Consider the following 17,716-nt stretch of genomic DNA (forward strand, 5'->3'; position numbering starts at 1 on the left):
AAGGGCGATCCAATTCGTCGGGTGCGTGGCCGTGCCACGGTGGTCAGCGCAGTCCGCGGATGAGGTTGTCGATCAGCGTGCGGGCGAAGTCCTCGGTCAAGGGCTGGTCGGGCAGGAGGAGGCGGTGGAATGCGGTGAGCTGGTCGGTCAGGTCGACGACTATGTCGCCGGTGTCGGGGAAGGCGAGGGCCGGCCCGACGACGGTGAAGTAGCCGTCGAGGGCGAGGGCGCCTCTGGAGGGCCACCATGACCACTTCAACCACCCACACCGACCGGGTCGCGATCGTCACCGGCGGTTCGCGCGGCATCGGTGCCGAGAGCGCCCGACGCCTCGCCGCCGACGGGTTCGCGGTCGTGGTCGGCTACGCCGGCAGCGCCGCCGAGGCCGACCGGGTCGTCTCCGACATCACCACCGCCGGTGGCAGGGCGGTCGCGGTAGGGGCCGACGTCGCCGACGAGACTGCCGTCGCCGCGATGTTCGACACCGCCGAGCAGACGTTCGGTGGCGTCGACGTGGTGGTGAACAGCGCCGGCATCATGATCCTCGCCCCCTTGGCCGACTTCGACCTCGACGCGTTCGACCGGATGCAGCGCGTCAACGTGCGCGGCACGTTCGTCGTCGACCAGCAGGCCGCCCGCCGGTTGCGCGCCGGTGGGGCGATCATCAACCTCTCCACCTCGGTGCTCGGACTGGCCCTGCCCACCTACGCCGCCTACATCGCCAGCAAGGGCGCCGTCGAGGGGCTCACCAGGGTTCTGGCCCGGGAGTTGCGCGGCCGGGACATCACCGTCAACGCCGTCGCCCCCGGGCCGACCGCCACCGACCTGTTCCTTCAGGGCAAGGACGAGGAGACCATCGCCCGGATGGCCGCGCAGCCGCCGCTGGAGCGCCTGGGCACCACGGACGACATCGCCACCGTGGTGGCGTTCCTGGCCGGACCCGCCCGCTGGATCAACGGCCAGGTCATCCGGGTCAACGGCGGGATCGTCTGACCCGGCGAGGCCGCACCGGGGGCATCACCACGCTCGCCCGGAGCTCAGCGGCGCTTGGCGTACTCGATGAAGGTGCGCCAGGTGTGGGGGGCGAAGGTGAGGGCCGGGCCGGTCGGGTCCTTGCTGTCGCGGACGCCGACGACGTCGGGCAGGTTGTCGGCCACCTCGACGCACTCGCCTTGACCGCTACGGGTGGATTTCCGCCACGTAGCGCCAATCAGCTCCATGACGTCACCGCTTTCTTCATTAGCTCGATCGACTGTCGGCGGGACAGGGCCTCGTTGCGGACGCTCTCCCACCTCGACAGCAGAATAGCTAGATCTTCATCTCTATCGACCACTACGCCGCCGAGCTGAGTTTCCAGGTGACCGACCCAACCGCCGTTCGCGTCCCTACCGAGGACGAACGGTCCGATCAGTCCTACGTGCACGCTGACCTCGACCGGGATGACATGCACGCTGATGTGTGGCCTCCCGGCGCACTCCAGCAGGTGAGTCGTCTGCTCGGCCATGATCCCTTTGAAGCCCTCGTCCGCACGGCGGAGGACAGCTTCCTCGATGACCGCTACGAACTGCGGAGGATTCGGCTGGGAGAGGATGCACTGCCGATCCAACCTGACGCTGAGCCGCTGCTCGACCTCGTCTTCGCTCAGGGTGTCAGCGGATCTGATCACCGCACGGGCGTAGTTCTCCGTCTGTAGCAGGCCCGGAATCAGGGTCGGCTGGTAGCAGCGCATTTGTTGCGCCTGCCGCTCGGCTTCAAGCCAGGGGCGTAGCCAGTTCGGCTGCCCGTCGCGTTCCGCCAGTTTCAGCAGGGATGTCAACAGCCCGCCCGTGCCCAGCACCTCGTCGGCCCGCTTGAGGAAGAACCGGTCGAGCGGCCGTTGGCCCAGCTCGATGGCCGACACCTGGGAGCCGGAGAAGTGGACCAGTTTCCCGAACTCGTCCTGGCTCAGTTCGGCGTTCACCCGTAGCCGCCGGAGTTGTGCTCGGATCAGCTCCGCGGTCGGCTCACCTTCCACGCTTCCTCCACGATTCTCCCGGCGTCGCCACAGCTGGACCGCCGGGACGGAACGGCCAGCCCGGCCTTGCCACGGCAGCCGTGAATGCCTTCCGAGCGTAGTTCCGTCCTCAGCAGACTGTCACGCAGCGGGCCGCCTCCGTCAGGCCCGCTGCGGGGCCGCCCGTGAATCCCCCCGATGCAGGGGCGGCCCCGGCTCGTACTGCTGAAGGAGGTCGAGATGCGCAACGCGCTCCGCTGGTTCCGGTGCCGGACGGCCGTGCCGCCACCGCCGCTGCCCCGCCGGGTCCGGGGCGCCAACCTGCCGGAGTGGATGTGCGAGCCGACCAAGGTCTTCCCGACGATGCGGCCGGGGGGTCCCGGCCGGTTGACCCGGGCGCAGGAGTGGCGGGCCAACGGAGGGCGCTGGTGATGATGCCCTCCGGTCAGCTTCCGGTGCCCCGCCTCGGGCCGTACCCCGACCGGCCGCGGCCGTACCCGCCGGGTTACCCGCCGCACCTGCCGCTGCGGCCGTTGTGGGTGTGCCGGGCCTGCGGGCTGCCGTGGCCGTGCGCCGAGGCCCGGCTGCTCCTCAAGGTCGAGTACGACGACAGCCCCGTCGACCTGGCCATCTACCTGTCCGGGCTCTATCACGAGGCGACCCACGACCTGTTCCGGCTGAACCCGCACGACGGCCCCACCCCACGCGAGCTGTTCGAGCGGTTCGTTGCCTGGGGTCCGTACCGGAAGGGGTTGGTCGAGCCTCCGACCTGCGACGAATGATCGGCCGGAACTGCTCATCGAGGCACGGCAACCACCGCGGCTGAGGGTGACGTCTGGAGGGGCGTCAGGATGATGCACCACCTCACCCCAAGGATCGGCTCGTGTGGACCCTCTGCTGAGTGAGTTCGACTCGTTCGTCCGTCACCGGACCCCCGCGCTCCTGCGCTCGGCCTACCTGCTCACCGGCGACCAGCACCTGGCCGAGGACCTCGTCCAGTCGGCGCTGGCCCGGACCCACCGGTCCTGGAGCCGGCTGCACGACAGCGGCAACGCCGAGGCGTACACCCGCAAGATCATGTACCACCTTCAGGTCTCCTGGTGGCGGCGGCGCCGGGTTCCCGAGTCGATGCCGGGCGACCTGCCGGAACCACGTGGCAGCGACTCGGCCGCCGACCACGCCCAGCAGACCACGCTCCGGCTGACCCTGCGGGCCGCGCTGGCGAAGCTCTCCGCCAAGCAGCGCGCCGTGCTGATCCTGCGGTTCTTCGAGGACCGCACCGAGGCCGAGGCCGCCGACCTGCTCGGCGTCACCGTCGGCACCGTCAAGAGCCAGACCTCGAAGGCCCTGGCCAAGCTGCGCACCGTCGCCCCGGAACTCGCCGAGCTGTACGTCCTGGAAGGAAGCGCCCGATGAACGACGACCGCCTCCGGCTCGACCTGGCCGACCTGGCCGACGAGGTCACCCCGGTCGACCTGCGGGACCGGGCCCTGCGTACCTCCCGCCGGCTCGGCATCCAGCGGGCCGTGGCCACCTCGGCCGCCGCGCTGGTGCTGCTCGCCGCCGCCACCGGCACGGCTTTCGCCATCCGCCCGGACGGCGGGGCACCCGCGCCCGCCCCCGCCGGCCCCTCCCTCACCGCGAGCTGGCCCCCGGTCGAGGTGACCCCGACGCCGGAGCTGAGCGCGAGCCCCCCGGCGACCACCACCTCGGAACCGGCGGCGACCGCGACGATCGGCCGGGTCTTCTACGGCCCGGCACCCGACAACTCGTCTGCGACCACGGCGCGACTGCGCTCCTGGAAGCCTGGCGGCGTACCGGTGGACCTGCTCAGCGTCCCGCGCACGTCGGCGCTGGCCAACGCGGCCGTCTCGCCAGACGGCGAGCGGGTGGCCTGGGTGGATCGGAACGCCAACCTCTGGGTCGCGGACGTCAACGGTTCCGGGCGGCGCAAGGTGCGCGCCGGGGTGGAGGGCGACTGCTGGGGGCCCACCTGGTCCCCGGACTCCAAGCGGCTGGCGCTGGCGCTCGTCGACCCGGCCAGCCCGGGCGCGGGCCGGCGGGGCGTACTGAACCTGGCCTCGAACACGTTCACCGCGGTGGGCAAACTCATCGGCTGCCACCCGCTCTGGTCGGCCAACGGGAAGGTGTTCGCCTTTCCGGACGGCTCCGCAGGACGGGTCACCATGACGGCGCCGGACGGCATCGGACAGTGGTTCATTCCGAAGCTCGGCGGGACCGCCCGGTACGACTGCTTCGACGTGGCCAGCCTCTCCCCGGAGGGTGACCGGATCGCGCTGTACCGGCGCGGGCCAGACGTGCCGTCAGGGGACGTCGCCCGGGAACTCGACGCCAACGTGGTGCTCAACACCCGCACCGGCAATGAGGTCGGGTTGCCGCTCGGCGGGCGGGAACTGCGCCAGGCGTACTTCCAGGCCGACGGGAGGCTGGTGGCCCGGGTGGCCTCCGGAAAGGGCTTCGCCCTGGTGCTGATCGACGGAGACGGTCGGAAAGTCTCCGAGATCGCCGAACCGGACATCCTGAAGGACATGCAGATCCTCGGGGTCGCCGGCTAGGCGAGCGGTCGACAGATGGTCGGGGGTGAACCGGTCCCGGCATGACGGAGGCCCCCAGCGCTCGGCGCTGGGGGCCCGCATGCTGTTGAGGATCAGCGCTGCTCGCCGCCACCGGCGGTGGCCCCACGCTCTGCCCGCGCTCAGCGCACCTCGGTCTTGAGGTAGGCGAGCCACGCCTTCTCGAACTCCTCGTACGACACCCCGAGGACGTCCTGCGTCACCTCTCCGATCTTCCTGCTGCAGTAGTGCTCGGCCACGAGCTGGAACATCTTCTGCTCCCCGTACCGCTCGACGAGGTAGCCGATGGCCGAGTGGCCCAGCCAGTAGTGGTAGCCGACCCGGCCCTCCAGGTCCCAGGCCGGGCCGTTCGGCAGCGAGCGCGGCAGGCCGATCTCCCGGATCACCGCCCGGGAGTCGGCCGTACGCTCGCTGGTCAGCCAGGGCTTCCGGCCGTGGCCCAGGTACTCCGCGAACCCCTCGACCAGCCACGTCTCCTGCTCGCCGACCCGATACGAGCCCGGGGCGCGGGCGGTGAGGTTGCCGACCAGGGCGTGGCCGATCTCGTGCCGGAAGAGGTTCAGCTGCCGCTCGCGGGTGCCCCTAGTGAAGTGGTACGCGTCGCGGACGTCGATCACCACTCGGGTGGCCCCGACCACGGGGCTCTTCTTGTCGCTGTGGAGCACACCCTCCGGCGGTACCGGGATCGCGACCCCGGACTCGGTGGGGGTCTCCTTCGTGGTCCGGTAGAGGGAACCCAGCTCGGTACGACCCTTGACCAGGGAGATGACGAAGCCCGGCGGCACCTTGGCGCTCACCCCGCCGGCCCGCCAGGCGGCCAGGTCGGCCACCGCGGCCTGCTCGGCGGTCGGGGCGTACCGCTGCGCCGCCGCCCGCAGCGACGAGTCGATGATCAGCAGCGTGTGCGGCGTCCGCTCGACGTGGATGCTCCGCCACTTGTCCCACGGGGCCGGGTAGTGGGTGATCGCGTCCCGCTTGCGCTCCTCCGGGAAGCCGCCGGCCCGGGTGACCTTCAGCGGGGCCTCCCGGTCGGTCTGGACGATCGTCCACCGGTACCACTCCTCGACCGGGCCGAGATCGAAGCCGTCGAACCGGTGCACGAACGCCACCGTCACGTCGACCTCGTGCCCGCCGCCCACGGGCCGGATGTCGCCTTTGGTGAGGTACGTGAAGCGGACGTCGGCGAGCGGCAGCTTGCTCAGGTTCCGGTACAGACTGGTCTGCTCCGCGACCAGGCCCTTCGTCGTCGGGTCGAACGGCGCGACGAACGCCTTCTCGTCCCGTTTCGTGAGCGCTGTGGTGTGCGCGGCCAGCAGCGCCTCGATCTTCTCCTGCCTGATCGCGTTGTACGTGTCGTCGAGCGCGGCGGCCGAGGCATTGTTCCGCTCGTCGAGGTACAACTTCAGCCCGACGAGCGAGCCCACCGCGCACAGGGCCAGGGCCAGGGCGGCCGCGCCGAGCCCGATCCAGAGGCCGCGCCGGGACCGCCGGCCCGGTGCCGGCGGCGGAGCGTACGGCCCCGGTGGCGGGTAGGGCGGCAGCCCGTACGGCGCGGGTGGGCCGTACGGGCCGACCAGCGGCGAGTGGGCGGGCGGGCCGGCGGGCGGTGGGGCGTACGGCCCGGGGTGTCCCGGTGGGGGAACAGGGGGCGGTCCCTCGGTCATGGCGTGCGTCCTCGCTCGGGTCCGGCGGATCGGGGGCCGCGTCCACTCCGGACCGCCCCCGATTGGGATGCCGCGTCATTATTTCCACCCGAGCGTCCGAATTTCTGCCCCGGGACACCCGTCGGGGGCGTGGGCCACGCCACGTCCGTACGCGGCCTGCGCGCCCGGCGGCCAGCTGCGGTGCCAGAATGGCCGGCACCGATGGGATTCCGGGAACCGGAGGGCAGCAGGTGCGCTGGCGCAGTTTCGTGGCGGTGGGCGACAGCTTCACCGAGGGCATGGACGACGCCTATCCGGACGGCACGTACCGCGGGTGGGCGGACCTGGTGGCCACCCGGCTCGCCGCCGAGGCCGGCCCGGACTTCGGCTACGCCAACCTGGCGATCCGGGGTCGGCTCTTCCCCAGCGTGGTCGCCGAGCAGGTGCCCGCGGCGCTGGCCATGAAGCCCGACCTGATCAGCTTCGCCGCCGGTGGCAACGACGTGCTGCGCCGGACGTTCGACCCGGACTCGTTCGTCGCCCGCTTCGACGACGTGGTGGCCGAATTGCGCTCGGGCGGGGCGGACGTGATCCTCTTCCGGTTCGCCGACGTGATGGCCCGGCTACCCGGCCAGCGCCTCGTGGCACCGCGCGTGACGCTGCTCAACCGCGTGGTCGGTGAGGTCGCGGAGCGGCACGGGGCCATCCTGGTCGACCTATACGCCGACGACACCTACCTCAACCCGATGCTCTGGAGCACCGACCGGCTGCACCTGTCGGCCGCCGGGCACCGGCGGGTCGCCGGGCAGGTGCTGACCGCGCTCGGCGTCGGCTGCGACGAGGACTGGCTGATGGTCCCGCCGCACCCGGCGCCCACCCCGTGGCTGGCCGCGCGGGCCGCCGACCTGCGCTGGGCGGGCCGGCACCTGGCGCCCTGGATCAAGCGCCGGCTGACCGGCCGCTCCTCCGGCGACACCGTCACCGCGAAGCGTCCGTCCCTCGGCCCGCTCACCGACTGACCGGTGCGCACCCTGCACGCCGCGCCGCTGCTGCGGCGCACCCTCGACGAGGAGCCGACCCGCGACGGGGCGGTCCTGGTCGACGGCGACCGGATCGCCGCGCTCGGGTCGCTGGACGAACTGGTCCGCGCGTACCCGCAGGCGCGGGTGCGGCGCTGGGCCGGCACCCTCGGGCCGGCGCTGGTGCACGACGGGCCGTTGCCGCCCGCGCCCACCCCGCGGGAGCGGGTGCACGCGCTGTTCCGGCTCGGGGTCGGCGCGGTCCTCGCCGCGCAGGTGACCGACCCGGAGCTGCGTGCCGCGGCCGTGCGTAACGGTGTCGCGCTGCTGGGCTCTCCCCGGCCGCCCGCGCTGGCGCCGGACGGGCGGGCGGACCTGGCCGTCTTCGCCGCCGACGGCGGCTGCCTGGCCACCGTGGTGGCCGGCCGGCTGGTGCACCGCCGCGCCTGACGGTCCGTCCCCAGTGGCCGGAAAGGGCCATTTTCGGGTACCCGCGCGAATCGGGATCGCCGAATGTCTCCCCCGACGGTTAACATCCGCTGCCCCCGTCGATCGAGCACGGGGGACAATCGGGGAAAGGTGGATGAGGGATGACCCTCATACCTGGCACGAATTCGTCCAAAACAGGCGGACGACCTCTGCTGGCCGCCGCACTGTCCATGCTGGTCGCCGCCGGTACGGTCGTCACGACCGCCGCGCCGGCCGCCGCATACGACGTGCGCTACGAAACGAACACGTCCTGGGCCTGGACCGACTCTCAGGAGCCTAAGGAGACCATCATCGATCAGGCCGGTGACGTGCCGGTCGGGTCCTGGGTGGACGACAAGGGTCGCACGCACACCTCGCGGGCCTACTTCACCTTCGACATCTCCCGCTACCGTGGCGCGGACATTGAGGGCGCCAAGTTCGACGCCAAGGAGACCGCGGCGGGGGACTGCACGAAACGTCCCGAGGTGGAGTTGTGGCGCACCGGCCCGTACACCTCCCGGTCGAGCTGGACGAAGCCCCCGGCCGACCTGGCGAAGCTCCACACCACGAAGCTGCCCGACTACGCCGGCTGCCCGGCGCCCTACGTGGGCTTCGACGCCACCGAGGGGCTGCGTCAGGCGCTCGCCGAGGGTAAGTCCACCCTCACCCTGTCGCTGCGGATCGCCGCCGGCGCGGAGCAGGACCCGGCCCTGGCTCGGAAGTACGCCAGCAAGGTCGGCCTCTCCGTCGACCACAACTTCCGGCCCGGCGTGCCGACCGACCTCCAGACGTCCGGCACAGCCTGCACCGCCGAGCCGTACCAGCTGGTCCGGCGGGGCGACGTGGGCCTGTCGGCGATCCTGCACGACAAGGACCGCAACGACAGCGGTGGCACCGACCAGCTCACCGCCACCGTCGCGCTCTGGCCGGTCGACCAGCCGGAGGCCCGGATCGAGCGGACAGACACCGCCCGCGACGGCGAACGGGCCGTCGGCCGGTTCAGCTACGACCTGTTCCAGCACGACCGGACGTACGCCTGGCAGATGCGCGCCGCGGACAGCCGGGCCACCGGCGACTGGAGCACGATCTGCTACTTCCGCACCGACTACGAGGGCCCGGCCACCCCGCCGACGGTCACCTCCACCGACTTCCCCGAGGCCGGTGGCGCGAAGCCCGCGCTGCCCGGTGAGTTCACCTTCGGTGCCAACGGGGCCGCGGACGCCGTCGGCTTCACGTACTCGCTGAACCAGTCCGGTGCGAAGACGGTCGCGGCGGACCGGCCGGGCGGCAACGCCACGGTCACGCTGACCCCCCGGGTCGGCATCAACTACCTCCAGGCCTGGAGCCTGGACGCGGCCGGGAACCGCTCGGCGGAGACCTCGTACGACTTCTTCACCAGCGACGTCTCGCCGATCGTCGACGGCAACCTCACCGAGATCGGCGTGCCGACCACGTTCGCCGTCCGGCCGCGGATGGACGGGGTGGTCCGCTACCGCTTCCGCCTGGACGGCGACCCGGAGCAGACCGTCGACGCCAACGCCGACGGCACCGCCTCGCTGACCGTCACCGCCACCCGGGGCGGCTACCGGACGCTCTCCGTCACCAGCGTCACCGCCGACGGGGTGGAGGCCACCGCGCAGCGGTCCTTCCAGCTGCTGACCGAGCCGAAGATCTCGGCGACCGTCTACGAGGAGTACGGCTACGGCGGCGGCCAGGGCGTGCCCGGGGTCTTCACCTTCACCCCACGGCTGCCCGACACCGTCAGCTACCGCTACTCCTTCGGTGCGGAGACGGGCACCGTCCAGGCGAACGCGGACGGCACCGCCTCGGTGACCTGGGCGCCGAAGGAGGCCGGCTGGGTGACGCTCGCGGTGTGGAGCGTCAGCCGCGACGGCACCGAGTCCGACCCGGCCACCTGGTCCTTCACCGTGCGGGACCTGCTGCCGGGCATCTACGGCATCCTCTACAACGACAGCTACTACGCCGGCGGCCCCGGCCAGCCCGGCGAGTTCCGGTTCAGCTCCGAGGTGCCCGAGACCGTGGAGTTCCGGTACCGCTTCGACGGCGGGGCCGAGCAGGGCGTCGGCGCCGACGGCACCGGCAACGCCTCGGTGACCTGGACGCCGGACCAGGGCGGGACGCACACCCTGGCCGTCCGCAGCGTGACCGGGGACGGCACGGTGTCGGCCGAACGGACGTACACCTTCCTGGTCAACGACGCGCCGCTGGTGGCGTCGGCGGAGTACCCGCAGGACGCCAGCAGCGGCCTGCCCGGCGTCGCCGGCGTCTTCACCTTCCGCCCCCAGCGGCCGGACGTGGTCCGGTACCTCTACTCGTTCTACGGCGAGGAGGAGAAGACCGTCGACGCGGCGGCGGACGGCACCGCCTCGATCACCTGGACGCCCGAGCGGTCCGGCTGGCAGATGGTGACCGTGCGCGGGGTGACCGGCGACGGCACCGTGACCCAGCCGCGCGAGTACGCGTTCACCGTGCGCGACCCGAAGCCGACGATCATCTCGTACCTGTACAACGAGTACGACCCGCAGGGCGGGATCGGCGTGCCGGGCGGCTTCCGGTTCAGCTCCGAACTGCCGGACACGACCAGTTTCGTCTACCGGCTCAACGACGGGCCGGAGCAGACCGTGGCGGTGAACGACGGCACGGCGGCGGAACTCACCGTCACCCCGGACCGGGGCTTCCGGAACACCCTGACCGTGCGCGCCCGCTCGGCCTCGGGTGAGCTGTCGCCGGAGGCCAGCTACGCGTTCATGGTGAGCACGGCGCCCACGGTGAGCTCGACGACCTACCCGAGCGGCGAGACGGCCGGCGGGGTGGGCGTGCCGGGCGTCTTCACCTTCGCCCCGCGCCTGCCCGACGTGGTGACGTACGTCTACCAGTTCGACAACGGGCCGGAGGTGACCGTGCCGGCGGGTGCCGACGGCACCGCCTCGGTGACCCTGACTCCGACCGAGGCCCGCTGGTACCCGATCTCGGTGTACGCGGTCGACAAGGACGGCAACCGGTCGGACTACGCCTACTACTGGTTCGCGGTGCAGGGCTGACGAGGCACGGCTGACCGAACCGGCCCACCACCCGTGCGCGGGTGGTGGGCCGGTCCCGTCGTGCGTCAGGTGCCGGTCGCCACATCCGCCGGCCCCGATCCCCGTTGGCCGGCCGTCGCGCCGCGATCCGGCGTACCTTGGAGATCATGCCTGTGCCGAGCGATCCGAATCCCCGCCTCCAGTCGTACGCCGACCCGCAGCGGCTGGTCAGCACCGAGTGGCTGGCCGAGCACCTGGGCGACGAGGGCCTCGTCGTGGTGGAGTCCGACGAGGACGTGCTGCTCTACGACACCGGTCACCTCCCGGGCGCCGTCAAGGTGGACTGGCACACCGAGCTGAACGACCAGGTGACCCGGGACTACCTGGACGCGAAGAGCTTCGCCGAGCTGTGCGCCGCCAAGGGCATCGGCCGCAACGACACGGTGGTCTTCTACGGCGACAACTTCAACTGGTGGGCCGCGTACGCCCTCTGGGTCTTCTCCCTCTTCGGCCACCCCGACGTGCGGCTGCTCGACGGCGGCCGGCAGAAGTGGATCGCCGAGGGGCGGGAGCTGACCCGGGACAAGGTGACCCGTCCCCGCGCCGAGTACCCGGTGCCGGCGCGGGACGACGCGCCGATCCGGGCGTACCGCGAGCAGGTGATGGCGCACGTCGCCGCCGGCCGGCCGCTGGTCGACGTCCGTTCGCCGGGCGAGTACACCGGCGAGATGCTGCACATGCCGGACTACCCGCAGGAGGGCGCGCTGCGCGGTGGGCACATCCCGGGCGCGGTGAACAAGCCCTGGAAGTCCGCCGCGAACGACGACGGCACCTTCAAGTCTGCTGACGAGCTGCGCGCGATCTACGCCGACCAGCTCGGGCTGAGCCCGTCCGACGACGTGGTGGCGTACTGCCGGATCGGCGAGCGGTCCAGCCACACCTGGTTCGTGCTACGCCACCTGCTCGGCTACCCGCAGGTGCGCAACTACGACGGCTCGTGGACCGAGTGGGGCAACCTGGTCCGGGCCCCCGTCGCGAAGGGCGACCAGCCGGGCGGTCTCGCCGACTGACCGCCGCCCGCCCGCAGCCGGCCGCGGCCACCCTCGGGTGACCGCGGCCGGTCCTCATGCCGAGGCGGGGACGGGGCCGGTCAGGTAGCGCTGGATGGTCGGGGCGACCCAGGCCACCAGCTCCTCCGGCGCCGCCTCGGCCATCGGGGGCAGCCGGACGATGTAGCGGGTGAAGGCGAGACCGAGGATCTGGCTGGTGATCAGGCCGGCCCGGCGGGCGGCGGTCGCCGGGTCGGTGCCGAGCCGGACCACCGCCGCGCCGATCTGCTCGGCGAAGATGCCGCGCATCCGCTCGGCGGCGCCCGGGTTGGTGCTGGCCGTGCGGATCAGCGCCGCCAGTGTCTCGTCCCCCTCCCAGCGGTCCAGGAAGTGCCGGACCAGCACCTCGCCGAGCTGCTCGGCGGGTACCGCGGCCAGCGCTGGCAGGCGCAGGTCGAACTCGGCCGCCGCCGCGAAGAGCCCCTCCTTGCTGCCGTAGTAACGCATCACCATCGACGGGTCGATCCGCGCGTCGGCGGCGATGGCGCGGATGGTGGCGCGGTCGTACCCGTCCGCGGCGAAGCGTTCCCGGGCGGCCCGGAGGATCGCGGCGCGGGTGGCGTCGGAGCGGCGGGGGCGGGATACGGCGGTCATGTCCACGACTGTAGGCCAACAAGCGTTGACATCAACTGCGACCCGGGCCTAGCGTTGTCAACAGGCGTTGGCAAACGTCCGTTGGCAAACCGGAGGTGGAGCATGCTGCCCGAGCGCACCGACGTCCTGGTGGTGGGGGCCGGGCCGACCGGCCTGGCCGTGGCCGCGACCCTGGCCGGGCACGGCGTCGAGGCCACAGTCGTCGACCGGCTGGCCCGCCCGCCGGTCACCTCACGGGCGGCCGTCGTGCACGCCCACACCCTCGACGTGCTGGAGCGGATCGGCGCCGCGGCGCCGCTGGTGGCCCGCGGCATCCCGTCGACGCGGTTCACCGTCCGGGACCGGGACCGGGTGCTGCTTAGCGTCCCGTTCCGCACGCTGCCGTCCCCCTACCGGTACGCACTGATGGTGTCCCAGACGGAGACCGAGGCGGTGCTCGCCGAGCGGCTGGCCGCGCGGGGCGGCCGGGTGCTCCGGCCGTACGAGATGACCGGCCTGACCCCCGACGGCGACGGCGCCACCGTCCGTTTCGCCGGCGGGGAGACGGTCCGCGCCCGCTGGGTGGTCGGCGCGGACGGCATGCACAGCAGGGTGCGTGAGCTGGCCGGCATCCGGTTCGGCGGCCCGGCCGACCCGGGGGAGTCGTTCCTGCTCGCGGACGTCCGGGTGGAGAGCGCGCTGCCCCGGGACCAGGTCGCGCTCTTCCTCGCCGGGCAGGGGCCGCTGGTCTGGGCGCCCCTGCCGGACGGCGTGGTCCGCCTGGTGGCGACCGTGCCGGACGCCCCGCGCGACCCGGACGCGGCGCGGTTGCAGGCGCTGCTGGACGAGCGCGGCCCGGTCCGGCGGCCGGACCGGGTGACCGAGCTGCTCTGGGGCTCCCGGTTCCGCATCCACCACCGGGTGGCCGAGACGTTCCGAGCCGGTCCGGTGCTGCTCGCGGGCGACTCGGCGCACGTGCACAGCCCGGCCGGCGGGCAGGGGATGAACCTCGGCATCTGCGACGCGGTCGCGCTCGGCGACACGCTCGCCGAGGTGCTCGCCGGCCGCCCCGACACGCTCCTCGACGGCTACGCCGCGGCGCGCCGGCCGCTCGCCGAGGAGGTGGCCGGCTTCGCCGACCGGCTGACCCGGCTGGCCACCGTGCCGGCGGCCGGCCGTCCGCTGCGCGATCTGCTGCTCCGCGGGGCCTCCCTGCTGCCACCGGCCCGGCACCGGGTCGCCCTGCGTCTCGCCGGACTGACCCACCGGCCCGGCTAGGCTGCCCCAATGGTGCAGGTGTGGCGGGACTGGGGCGACGTGCTGCTCGCCACGCTGGTCGCGCTGCCGGTGACGGTGCTGCTCACCGCGCTGCTCGCCCGCCACCGCCGGGACGCGCGGAGCCGGGCCGACGCCTGGTGGCGCAGCGTCGCCGAGGTGGGCGCGGTCGCCGGGACGCTGCCCTGGGTGTGGATGATCCTCACGCCCCGCGCCGCACCGCGCGAACTCAAGCCGGTGCCCCTGCGGGACCTCGCCGACCTGGTCCAGGTCGGCCCGCCGAGCACCGTCGTGGTCCAGGTGGTCGGCAACCTGCTGGTCTTTGCCGCGCTGGGTTTCCTGGCCCCGGTACGCGCCGCGGCCCTGGCCGGCGTCGGCCGGCTCTTCCTGCTCGGCGCCGCCGCCTCCGTGCTGGTCGAGTCGCTGCAGTACGCGCTCGACCTGGGCCGGGTCTCCTCGGTGGACGACGTGCTGCTCAACGCGACCGGAGCGGCTCTGGCCGGCCTGCTGTCCCGGCCCTGGTGGGCGCGACCGCGTCCCGCCCCCGCCGCAGTGCCCGCCACGCCAGCAGTGTGACCAGCGCGAACACCAGCGCCGCGGCGCCCACCACCGGCGCCACCCCGTAGGCCGCCCCGGCCAGCCCGGCGAGCGCCGCGCCCACCGGTGCCATCAGCAGCCCGACGACCCGTTGCGCAGCTCCCACCCGACCGAGCAGCCCGGCGGGCACCCGACCCTGCCCCTACGCCGCCCACAGGCTGTTCCAGAGCGTGGTGCCGGCGGCGAACACGGCCAGGGCGAGTCCGCCCGTGACCGGGTCCCGGACCAGCGCGAACCCGGTCAGCGCCACCGTCTGCCCGACCAGCACCCCGCGCAGCGTGGCCAGGGTGCCGAACCGTCCCGCCAGCCGCCCGGCCGCGAGCGCCCCGGCCAGCCCGCCGACCACCGCCCCCGCCGCGAAGAGCCCGTACGCCGCGCCCCCCGGCACCCCCAACACCTCCAGCGCATAAAGCACCAGCACCCCCATCACCCCACTGATAGCCAAATTCACCCCCCCAGTGGCAACAGTCACCCCCCACAACACCCGATCCCCCCGCACCCACCGCACCCCCTCCCACGCCTCCCGCCACACCCCCGCCCTCCTCACCCCAACCCTCCTGGCGCCGATCTTGCAGTTGTGGCCCTCGTTCCGTCCGCTTGTGCCGGCTTTGTCGGGGCCGCAACTGCAAGATCGCGGGGTACGGGTGGGGGTGAGGGTGAGGGTGAGGAGGGCGGCGGTGGCGAAGGTTAGGGCGTCGAGGGTGAAGGGGGGGGCGGCCAGGGCGAAGAGGAGGCCGGCGAGGGGGGCGCCGAGGAAGCCGCCGGCGACGGCGGTGCCGGCCTGGAGGCGGCCGTTGGCGATGGGCAGGGCAGCCGGGGAGACCAGGGACGGGAGCACGGCGAAGGCGGCCGCGTCGAAGAGGGTGCCGAGCGCGGCGAGCAGGAAGGCGGCGGACGCCAGCGCGGCGATGCCGGTCCGGCCGGTGGCGATCAGCACGGCCAGGGTGGCCACCACGGCGGCCCGCAGCGCGTCCACCGCCGCCATGGTGCGGCGGCGGTCCCAGCGGTCGGCGTACGCGCCGCCGAGCAGGCCGAACAGCAGCGGCGGGAGCTGCCCGGCGACGGTCACCGCGGCGATCGCCCGGGGATCGCGGGTCAGCGTGGCGGCCAGCAGGGCCAGTGCCGGCGTACGCAGGGCGTCGCCGAACCGGGAGGAGACGGAGGCGGACCAGAGCAGCCGGTAGTCGCGGCCGAGGACGGGAGCGGTCATGCCGAGGGAGCCTGTGCCCTGAACCGGGTCGAGGGTCAAGCGGGCGTGGTGTGAGGCGACCGACGGGTAACCGAGCCTCCACCGCGCCCCGCCCGAGGTCTAGGCTTGCCCGGTGGCGGTGGAGCAGCAGGCGCGGAGCGGTGCGAGCGCGGCGGGTGCGGGCCGGCGACGGTCCCGGCGCGACGAGATCCTGGAGATCGCGGTGGGCCTCTTCGCCGCCCGGGGCTACCACGGTGTGTCGATGGACGACATCGGCGCGGCCGCCGGGGTGACCGGGCCGGCGCTCTACCACCACTTCGCCGGCAAGGAGGCGATGCTGGCCGCCGCGCTGATCCCGGTCAGCGAGGGGCTGCTCGCCGGCGGGAAGGACCGCGCCGCCGGCCACCCGGACGACCCGCGCGGCGCGCTGGAGTCGCTGATCGACTTCCACGTCGACTTCGCGCTGGCCAACCCGGCGGTGATCGCCCTGCACCTGCACGAGCTGGATCGCCTCCCGGACGAGCCGCGCCGCCGCATCCGCAAGCTCCAGCGGCTCTACGTCGAGGAGTGGGTGACCGTGCTGACCGCCCTGCACCCCGGCCTGCCCGACGGTGAGGCGCGGGTGCTGGCCCACGCCGCGTTCGGCCTGATGAACTCCACCCCGTTCCTCGGCGGTGAGGTCGACCGCCGCCGCCGCGCGGCGCTGCTGCGGGGTGCCACCATCGCCGCCCTCCTCGCCCCCACCCCCGCCTGACCCGACGCGCTCTCGGGCCGCAGCCGCCGCCCAGGGTGGGTGTGACTGTTGAGTAACCCGGTGGCCGTGGTTACCTGGCAGCCGTCCCCACCCCTGTACGTCGGGAGGAAACATGATCGAGTCGCTGCTGGTCGCCAACCGGGGCGAGATCGCCCGCCGGATCATCCGTACCGCCAAGCGGCTCGGGATCCGTGCGATCGCGGTGCACTCGGAGGCCGACGCCGGCCTGCCGTTCGTGACCGAGGCCGACGAGGCGGTCTGCGTCGGCCCGGCCAACCCGGCGCAGAGTTACCGGAACGTCGAGGCGATCCTCGCCGCCGCCAAGTCCACCGGCGCGCAGGCCATCCACCCCGGGTACGGCTTCCTCTCCGAGAACGCGGAGTTCGCCCGTACCGTCGAGGCCAGCGGCCTGATCTGGGTCGGCCCCGGCGCGGACGCGATCACCGCGATGGGTGACAAGATCAACGCCCGGAACCTGATGGCGGCGGCCGGCGTGCCGGTCGCGCCCGGCACGACGGAACCGGCGGCCGACCTGGCCGCGGCGGTCGCCGCCGCCGCGGAGATCGGCTACCCGGTGATGGTGAAGGCCGCAGCCGGCGGCGGTGGCATGGGCATGGGCGTGGCGATCGACGAGGCCGCGCTGCGCACCGAGTACGACAAGGTCCGGGCGTTCGCCGAGCGGATGTTCGGCGACGGCTCGGTGCTGCTGGAGCGGTACTTCCCCCGGGTGCGCCACGTCGAGGTGCAGATCCTCGGCCTGGCCGACGGCCGGGTGGTGGCGCTGGGCGAGCGGGAGTGCTCGGTGCAGCGGCGCAACCAGAAGCTGGTCGAGGAGTCCCCCTCCCCGGCGGTCTCCTCGGAGCTGCGGGAACGCCTCCTGGCCGCCGCCGTGCGCGCCGGCGAGGCCGTGAACTACCGCAACGCCGGCACGGTGGAATGCCTGCTCGACCCCGCCACGAACGAGTTCTTCTTCCTCGAGATGAACACCCGGCTCCAGGTCGAGCACCCGGTCACCGAGTACGTCTACGGCGTCGACCTGGTCGAGGAGCAGCTGCGGGTGGCCGCCGGCCTGGCCCCGACGTTCGACCCGGACGCGCTGGCCCCGCGCGGGCACGCGATCGAGCTGCGGATCAACGCCGAGGACCCGAAGCGCTTCCTGCCCGGCCCCGGCGCGATCAGGACCTGGGTGGAGCCGGCCGGCGAGGGCGTCCGCGTCGACTCCGGGTACGTCGAGGGCAACACCGTCACCCCGTTCTACGACAGCCTGATGGCCAAGCTCATCATCAGCGGCAAGGACCGGACGGAGGCCGTCGAGCGGGCGAAGGCGGCGGTGGCTCAGTTCGAGATCGCCGGCCCGAAGAACAACCTCCCCTTCTTCGCCGAGCTGCTGGAGAACGAGGAGTTTCTCTCCGGCGACTACGACACCGGCATCGTGGGGCGCATGCGCTGACCTCGCATCCG

19 protein-coding genes are annotated in these 17,716 nt (G+C 73.0%); 13 read left to right on the top strand and 6 right to left on the bottom strand.

Annotated features, from left to right (window positions below; translation table 11 throughout):
- Positions 1-43: 43 nt before the first annotated feature.
- On the bottom strand, positions 44-259 hold the full coding sequence (locus I8N68_RS04685) for a hypothetical protein (RefSeq protein WP_200208171.1): 216 nt from the start codon (positions 257-259) through the stop codon (positions 44-46).
- On the opposite strand from I8N68_RS04685, the gene I8N68_RS04690 reads away from it, so the two are divergent.
- Positions 247-993, top strand: a complete 747-nt coding sequence (locus tag I8N68_RS04690; protein WP_200208174.1) for an SDR family oxidoreductase — start codon at positions 247-249, stop codon at positions 991-993. The two genes, I8N68_RS04685 and I8N68_RS04690, sit on opposite strands and share 13 nt — an antisense overlap.
- 44 nt (positions 994-1,037) lie before the next feature.
- Here I8N68_RS04690 and I8N68_RS04695 read toward each other — a convergent pair whose 3' ends face one another.
- Both I8N68_RS04695 and I8N68_RS04700 read right to left on the bottom strand, forming a co-directional pair.
- On the bottom strand, positions 1,038-1,220 hold the full coding sequence (locus tag I8N68_RS04695) for a DUF397 domain-containing protein (protein ID WP_200208179.1): 183 nt from the start codon (positions 1,218-1,220) through the stop codon (positions 1,038-1,040).
- Positions 1,211-2,014, bottom strand: a complete 804-nt coding sequence (locus tag I8N68_RS04700; protein WP_200208183.1) for a helix-turn-helix domain-containing protein — start codon at positions 2,012-2,014, stop codon at positions 1,211-1,213. Before I8N68_RS04700 ends, I8N68_RS04695 begins: the two co-directional genes overlap by 10 nt.
- 219 nt (positions 2,015-2,233) lie before the next feature.
- On the opposite strand from I8N68_RS04700, the gene I8N68_RS04705 reads away from it, so the two are divergent.
- The 4 genes from I8N68_RS04705 to I8N68_RS04720 all read left to right on the top strand — a co-directional run bounded on the left by I8N68_RS04705 (position 2,234) and on the right by I8N68_RS04720 (position 4,569).
- A complete protein-coding gene (locus I8N68_RS04705; RefSeq protein WP_200208186.1) occupies positions 2,234-2,425 on the top strand; it encodes a hypothetical protein in 192 nt (63 codons plus the stop codon).
- 2 nt (positions 2,426-2,427) lie between these two features.
- Positions 2,428-2,775: a hypothetical protein gene (locus tag I8N68_RS04710; protein ID WP_200208938.1), complete on the top strand. Its 348-nt coding sequence runs from the start codon at positions 2,428-2,430 to the stop codon at positions 2,773-2,775.
- Positions 2,776-2,878: 103 nt separating this feature from the next.
- Positions 2,879-3,409, top strand: coding sequence for a SigE family RNA polymerase sigma factor (locus tag I8N68_RS04715; protein WP_200208188.1), 531 nt, complete (start codon positions 2,879-2,881; stop codon positions 3,407-3,409).
- Complete coding sequence (locus tag I8N68_RS04720) at positions 3,406-4,569, top strand: TolB-like translocation protein (protein WP_200208191.1); 1,164 nt, start codon at positions 3,406-3,408, stop codon at positions 4,567-4,569. The genes I8N68_RS04715 and I8N68_RS04720 overlap by 4 nt, the downstream gene beginning before the upstream one ends.
- 140 nt (positions 4,570-4,709) lie before the next feature.
- Here the strand turns inward: I8N68_RS04720 and I8N68_RS04725 are convergent, their stop codons facing one another.
- Positions 4,710-6,251, bottom strand: coding sequence for a gluzincin family metallopeptidase (locus tag I8N68_RS04725; protein WP_200208970.1), 1,542 nt, complete (start codon positions 6,249-6,251; stop codon positions 4,710-4,712).
- A 230-nt stretch (positions 6,252-6,481) separates the two neighbouring features.
- Here I8N68_RS04725 and I8N68_RS04730 point away from each other — a divergent pair, with 230 nt between their 5' ends.
- From I8N68_RS04730 to I8N68_RS04745, 4 genes are all read left to right on the top strand, one after another.
- Positions 6,482-7,249, top strand: a complete 768-nt coding sequence (locus I8N68_RS04730) for an SGNH/GDSL hydrolase family protein (RefSeq protein ID WP_200208193.1) — start codon at positions 6,482-6,484, stop codon at positions 7,247-7,249.
- Between the two features lie 3 nt (positions 7,250-7,252).
- The gene (locus tag I8N68_RS04735; protein ID WP_200208195.1) at positions 7,253-7,699 is read left to right on the top strand and encodes an imidazolonepropionase-like domain-containing protein; all 447 of its coding nucleotides are present in this window, start codon (positions 7,253-7,255) and stop codon (positions 7,697-7,699) included.
- A 140-nt stretch (positions 7,700-7,839) separates the two neighbouring features.
- Positions 7,840-10,779, top strand: a complete 2,940-nt coding sequence (locus tag I8N68_RS04740) for a hypothetical protein (protein ID WP_200208201.1) — start codon at positions 7,840-7,842, stop codon at positions 10,777-10,779.
- Between the two features lie 146 nt (positions 10,780-10,925).
- Entirely contained in the window at positions 10,926-11,828 is a 903-nt protein-coding gene (locus I8N68_RS04745; protein ID WP_200208208.1) for a sulfurtransferase, read from the top strand.
- A gap of 54 nt (positions 11,829-11,882) precedes the next feature.
- Here I8N68_RS04745 and I8N68_RS04750 read toward each other — a convergent pair whose 3' ends face one another.
- Positions 11,883-12,461, bottom strand: coding sequence for a TetR/AcrR family transcriptional regulator (locus I8N68_RS04750; RefSeq protein WP_200208213.1), 579 nt, complete (start codon positions 12,459-12,461; stop codon positions 11,883-11,885).
- A gap of 102 nt (positions 12,462-12,563) precedes the next feature.
- On the opposite strand from I8N68_RS04750, the gene I8N68_RS04755 reads away from it, so the two are divergent.
- Positions 12,564-13,718, top strand: coding sequence for an FAD-dependent monooxygenase (locus I8N68_RS04755; protein WP_200208229.1), 1,155 nt, complete (start codon positions 12,564-12,566; stop codon positions 13,716-13,718).
- Between the two features lie 9 nt (positions 13,719-13,727).
- Positions 13,728-14,291, top strand: a complete 564-nt coding sequence (locus tag I8N68_RS04760; protein WP_200208231.1) for a VanZ family protein — start codon at positions 13,728-13,730, stop codon at positions 14,289-14,291.
- Positions 14,292-14,454: 163 nt separating this feature from the next.
- On the opposite strand, the gene I8N68_RS04765 is transcribed toward I8N68_RS04760, so the two are convergent.
- Positions 14,455-15,522, bottom strand: coding sequence for an MFS transporter (locus I8N68_RS04765; RefSeq protein WP_234038804.1), 1,068 nt, complete (start codon positions 15,520-15,522; stop codon positions 14,455-14,457).
- A gap of 112 nt (positions 15,523-15,634) precedes the next feature.
- Here I8N68_RS04765 and I8N68_RS04770 point away from each other — a divergent pair, with 112 nt between their 5' ends.
- Both I8N68_RS04770 and I8N68_RS04775 read left to right on the top strand, forming a co-directional pair.
- Complete coding sequence (locus tag I8N68_RS04770) at positions 15,635-16,255, top strand: TetR/AcrR family transcriptional regulator (protein WP_200208234.1); 621 nt, start codon at positions 15,635-15,637, stop codon at positions 16,253-16,255.
- 112 nt (positions 16,256-16,367) lie between these two features.
- Positions 16,368-17,705 carry an acetyl-CoA carboxylase biotin carboxylase subunit gene (locus I8N68_RS04775; protein WP_200208236.1) on the top strand — a complete coding sequence of 446 codons (1,338 nt, stop codon included), beginning with the start codon at positions 16,368-16,370 and terminating at the stop codon, positions 17,703-17,705.
- Positions 17,706-17,716 lie beyond the last annotated feature (11 nt).

It is taken from the genome of Micromonospora coerulea, assembly GCF_016598485.1.
Classification (GTDB): Bacteria; Actinomycetota; Actinomycetes; order Mycobacteriales; family Micromonosporaceae; genus Micromonospora; species Micromonospora coerulea.

What these genes read in the sequence shown, in the direction of transcription:
- I8N68_RS04765 (WP_234038804.1), bottom strand. Translation starts at nt 15,522, where the DNA reads ATGACCGCTCCCGTCCTCGGCCGCGACTACCGGCTGCTCTGGTCCGCC.
- I8N68_RS04690 (WP_200208174.1), top strand. Translation starts at nt 247, where the DNA reads ATGACCACTTCAACCACCCACACCGACCGGGTCGCGATCGTCACCGGC.
- I8N68_RS04745 (WP_200208208.1), top strand. Translation starts at nt 10,926, where the DNA reads ATGCCTGTGCCGAGCGATCCGAATCCCCGCCTCCAGTCGTACGCCGAC.
- I8N68_RS04725 (WP_200208970.1), bottom strand. Translation starts at nt 6,251, where the DNA reads ATGACCGAGGGACCGCCCCCTGTTCCCCCACCGGGACACCCCGGGCCG.
- I8N68_RS04775 (WP_200208236.1), top strand. Translation starts at nt 16,368, where the DNA reads ATGATCGAGTCGCTGCTGGTCGCCAACCGGGGCGAGATCGCCCGCCGG.
- I8N68_RS04695 (WP_200208179.1), bottom strand. Translation starts at nt 1,220, where the DNA reads ATGGAGCTGATTGGCGCTACGTGGCGGAAATCCACCCGTAGCGGTCAA.
- I8N68_RS04755 (WP_200208229.1), top strand. Translation starts at nt 12,564, where the DNA reads ATGCTGCCCGAGCGCACCGACGTCCTGGTGGTGGGGGCCGGGCCGACC.
- I8N68_RS04705 (WP_200208186.1), top strand. Translation starts at nt 2,234, where the DNA reads ATGCGCAACGCGCTCCGCTGGTTCCGGTGCCGGACGGCCGTGCCGCCA.
- I8N68_RS04750 (WP_200208213.1), bottom strand. Translation starts at nt 12,461, where the DNA reads ATGACCGCCGTATCCCGCCCCCGCCGCTCCGACGCCACCCGCGCCGCG.
- I8N68_RS04710 (WP_200208938.1), top strand. Translation starts at nt 2,428, where the DNA reads ATGCCCTCCGGTCAGCTTCCGGTGCCCCGCCTCGGGCCGTACCCCGAC.
- I8N68_RS04740 (WP_200208201.1), top strand. Translation starts at nt 7,840, where the DNA reads ATGACCCTCATACCTGGCACGAATTCGTCCAAAACAGGCGGACGACCT.
- I8N68_RS04720 (WP_200208191.1), top strand. Translation starts at nt 3,406, where the DNA reads ATGAACGACGACCGCCTCCGGCTCGACCTGGCCGACCTGGCCGACGAG.
- I8N68_RS04760 (WP_200208231.1), top strand. Translation starts at nt 13,728, where the DNA reads ATGGTGCAGGTGTGGCGGGACTGGGGCGACGTGCTGCTCGCCACGCTG.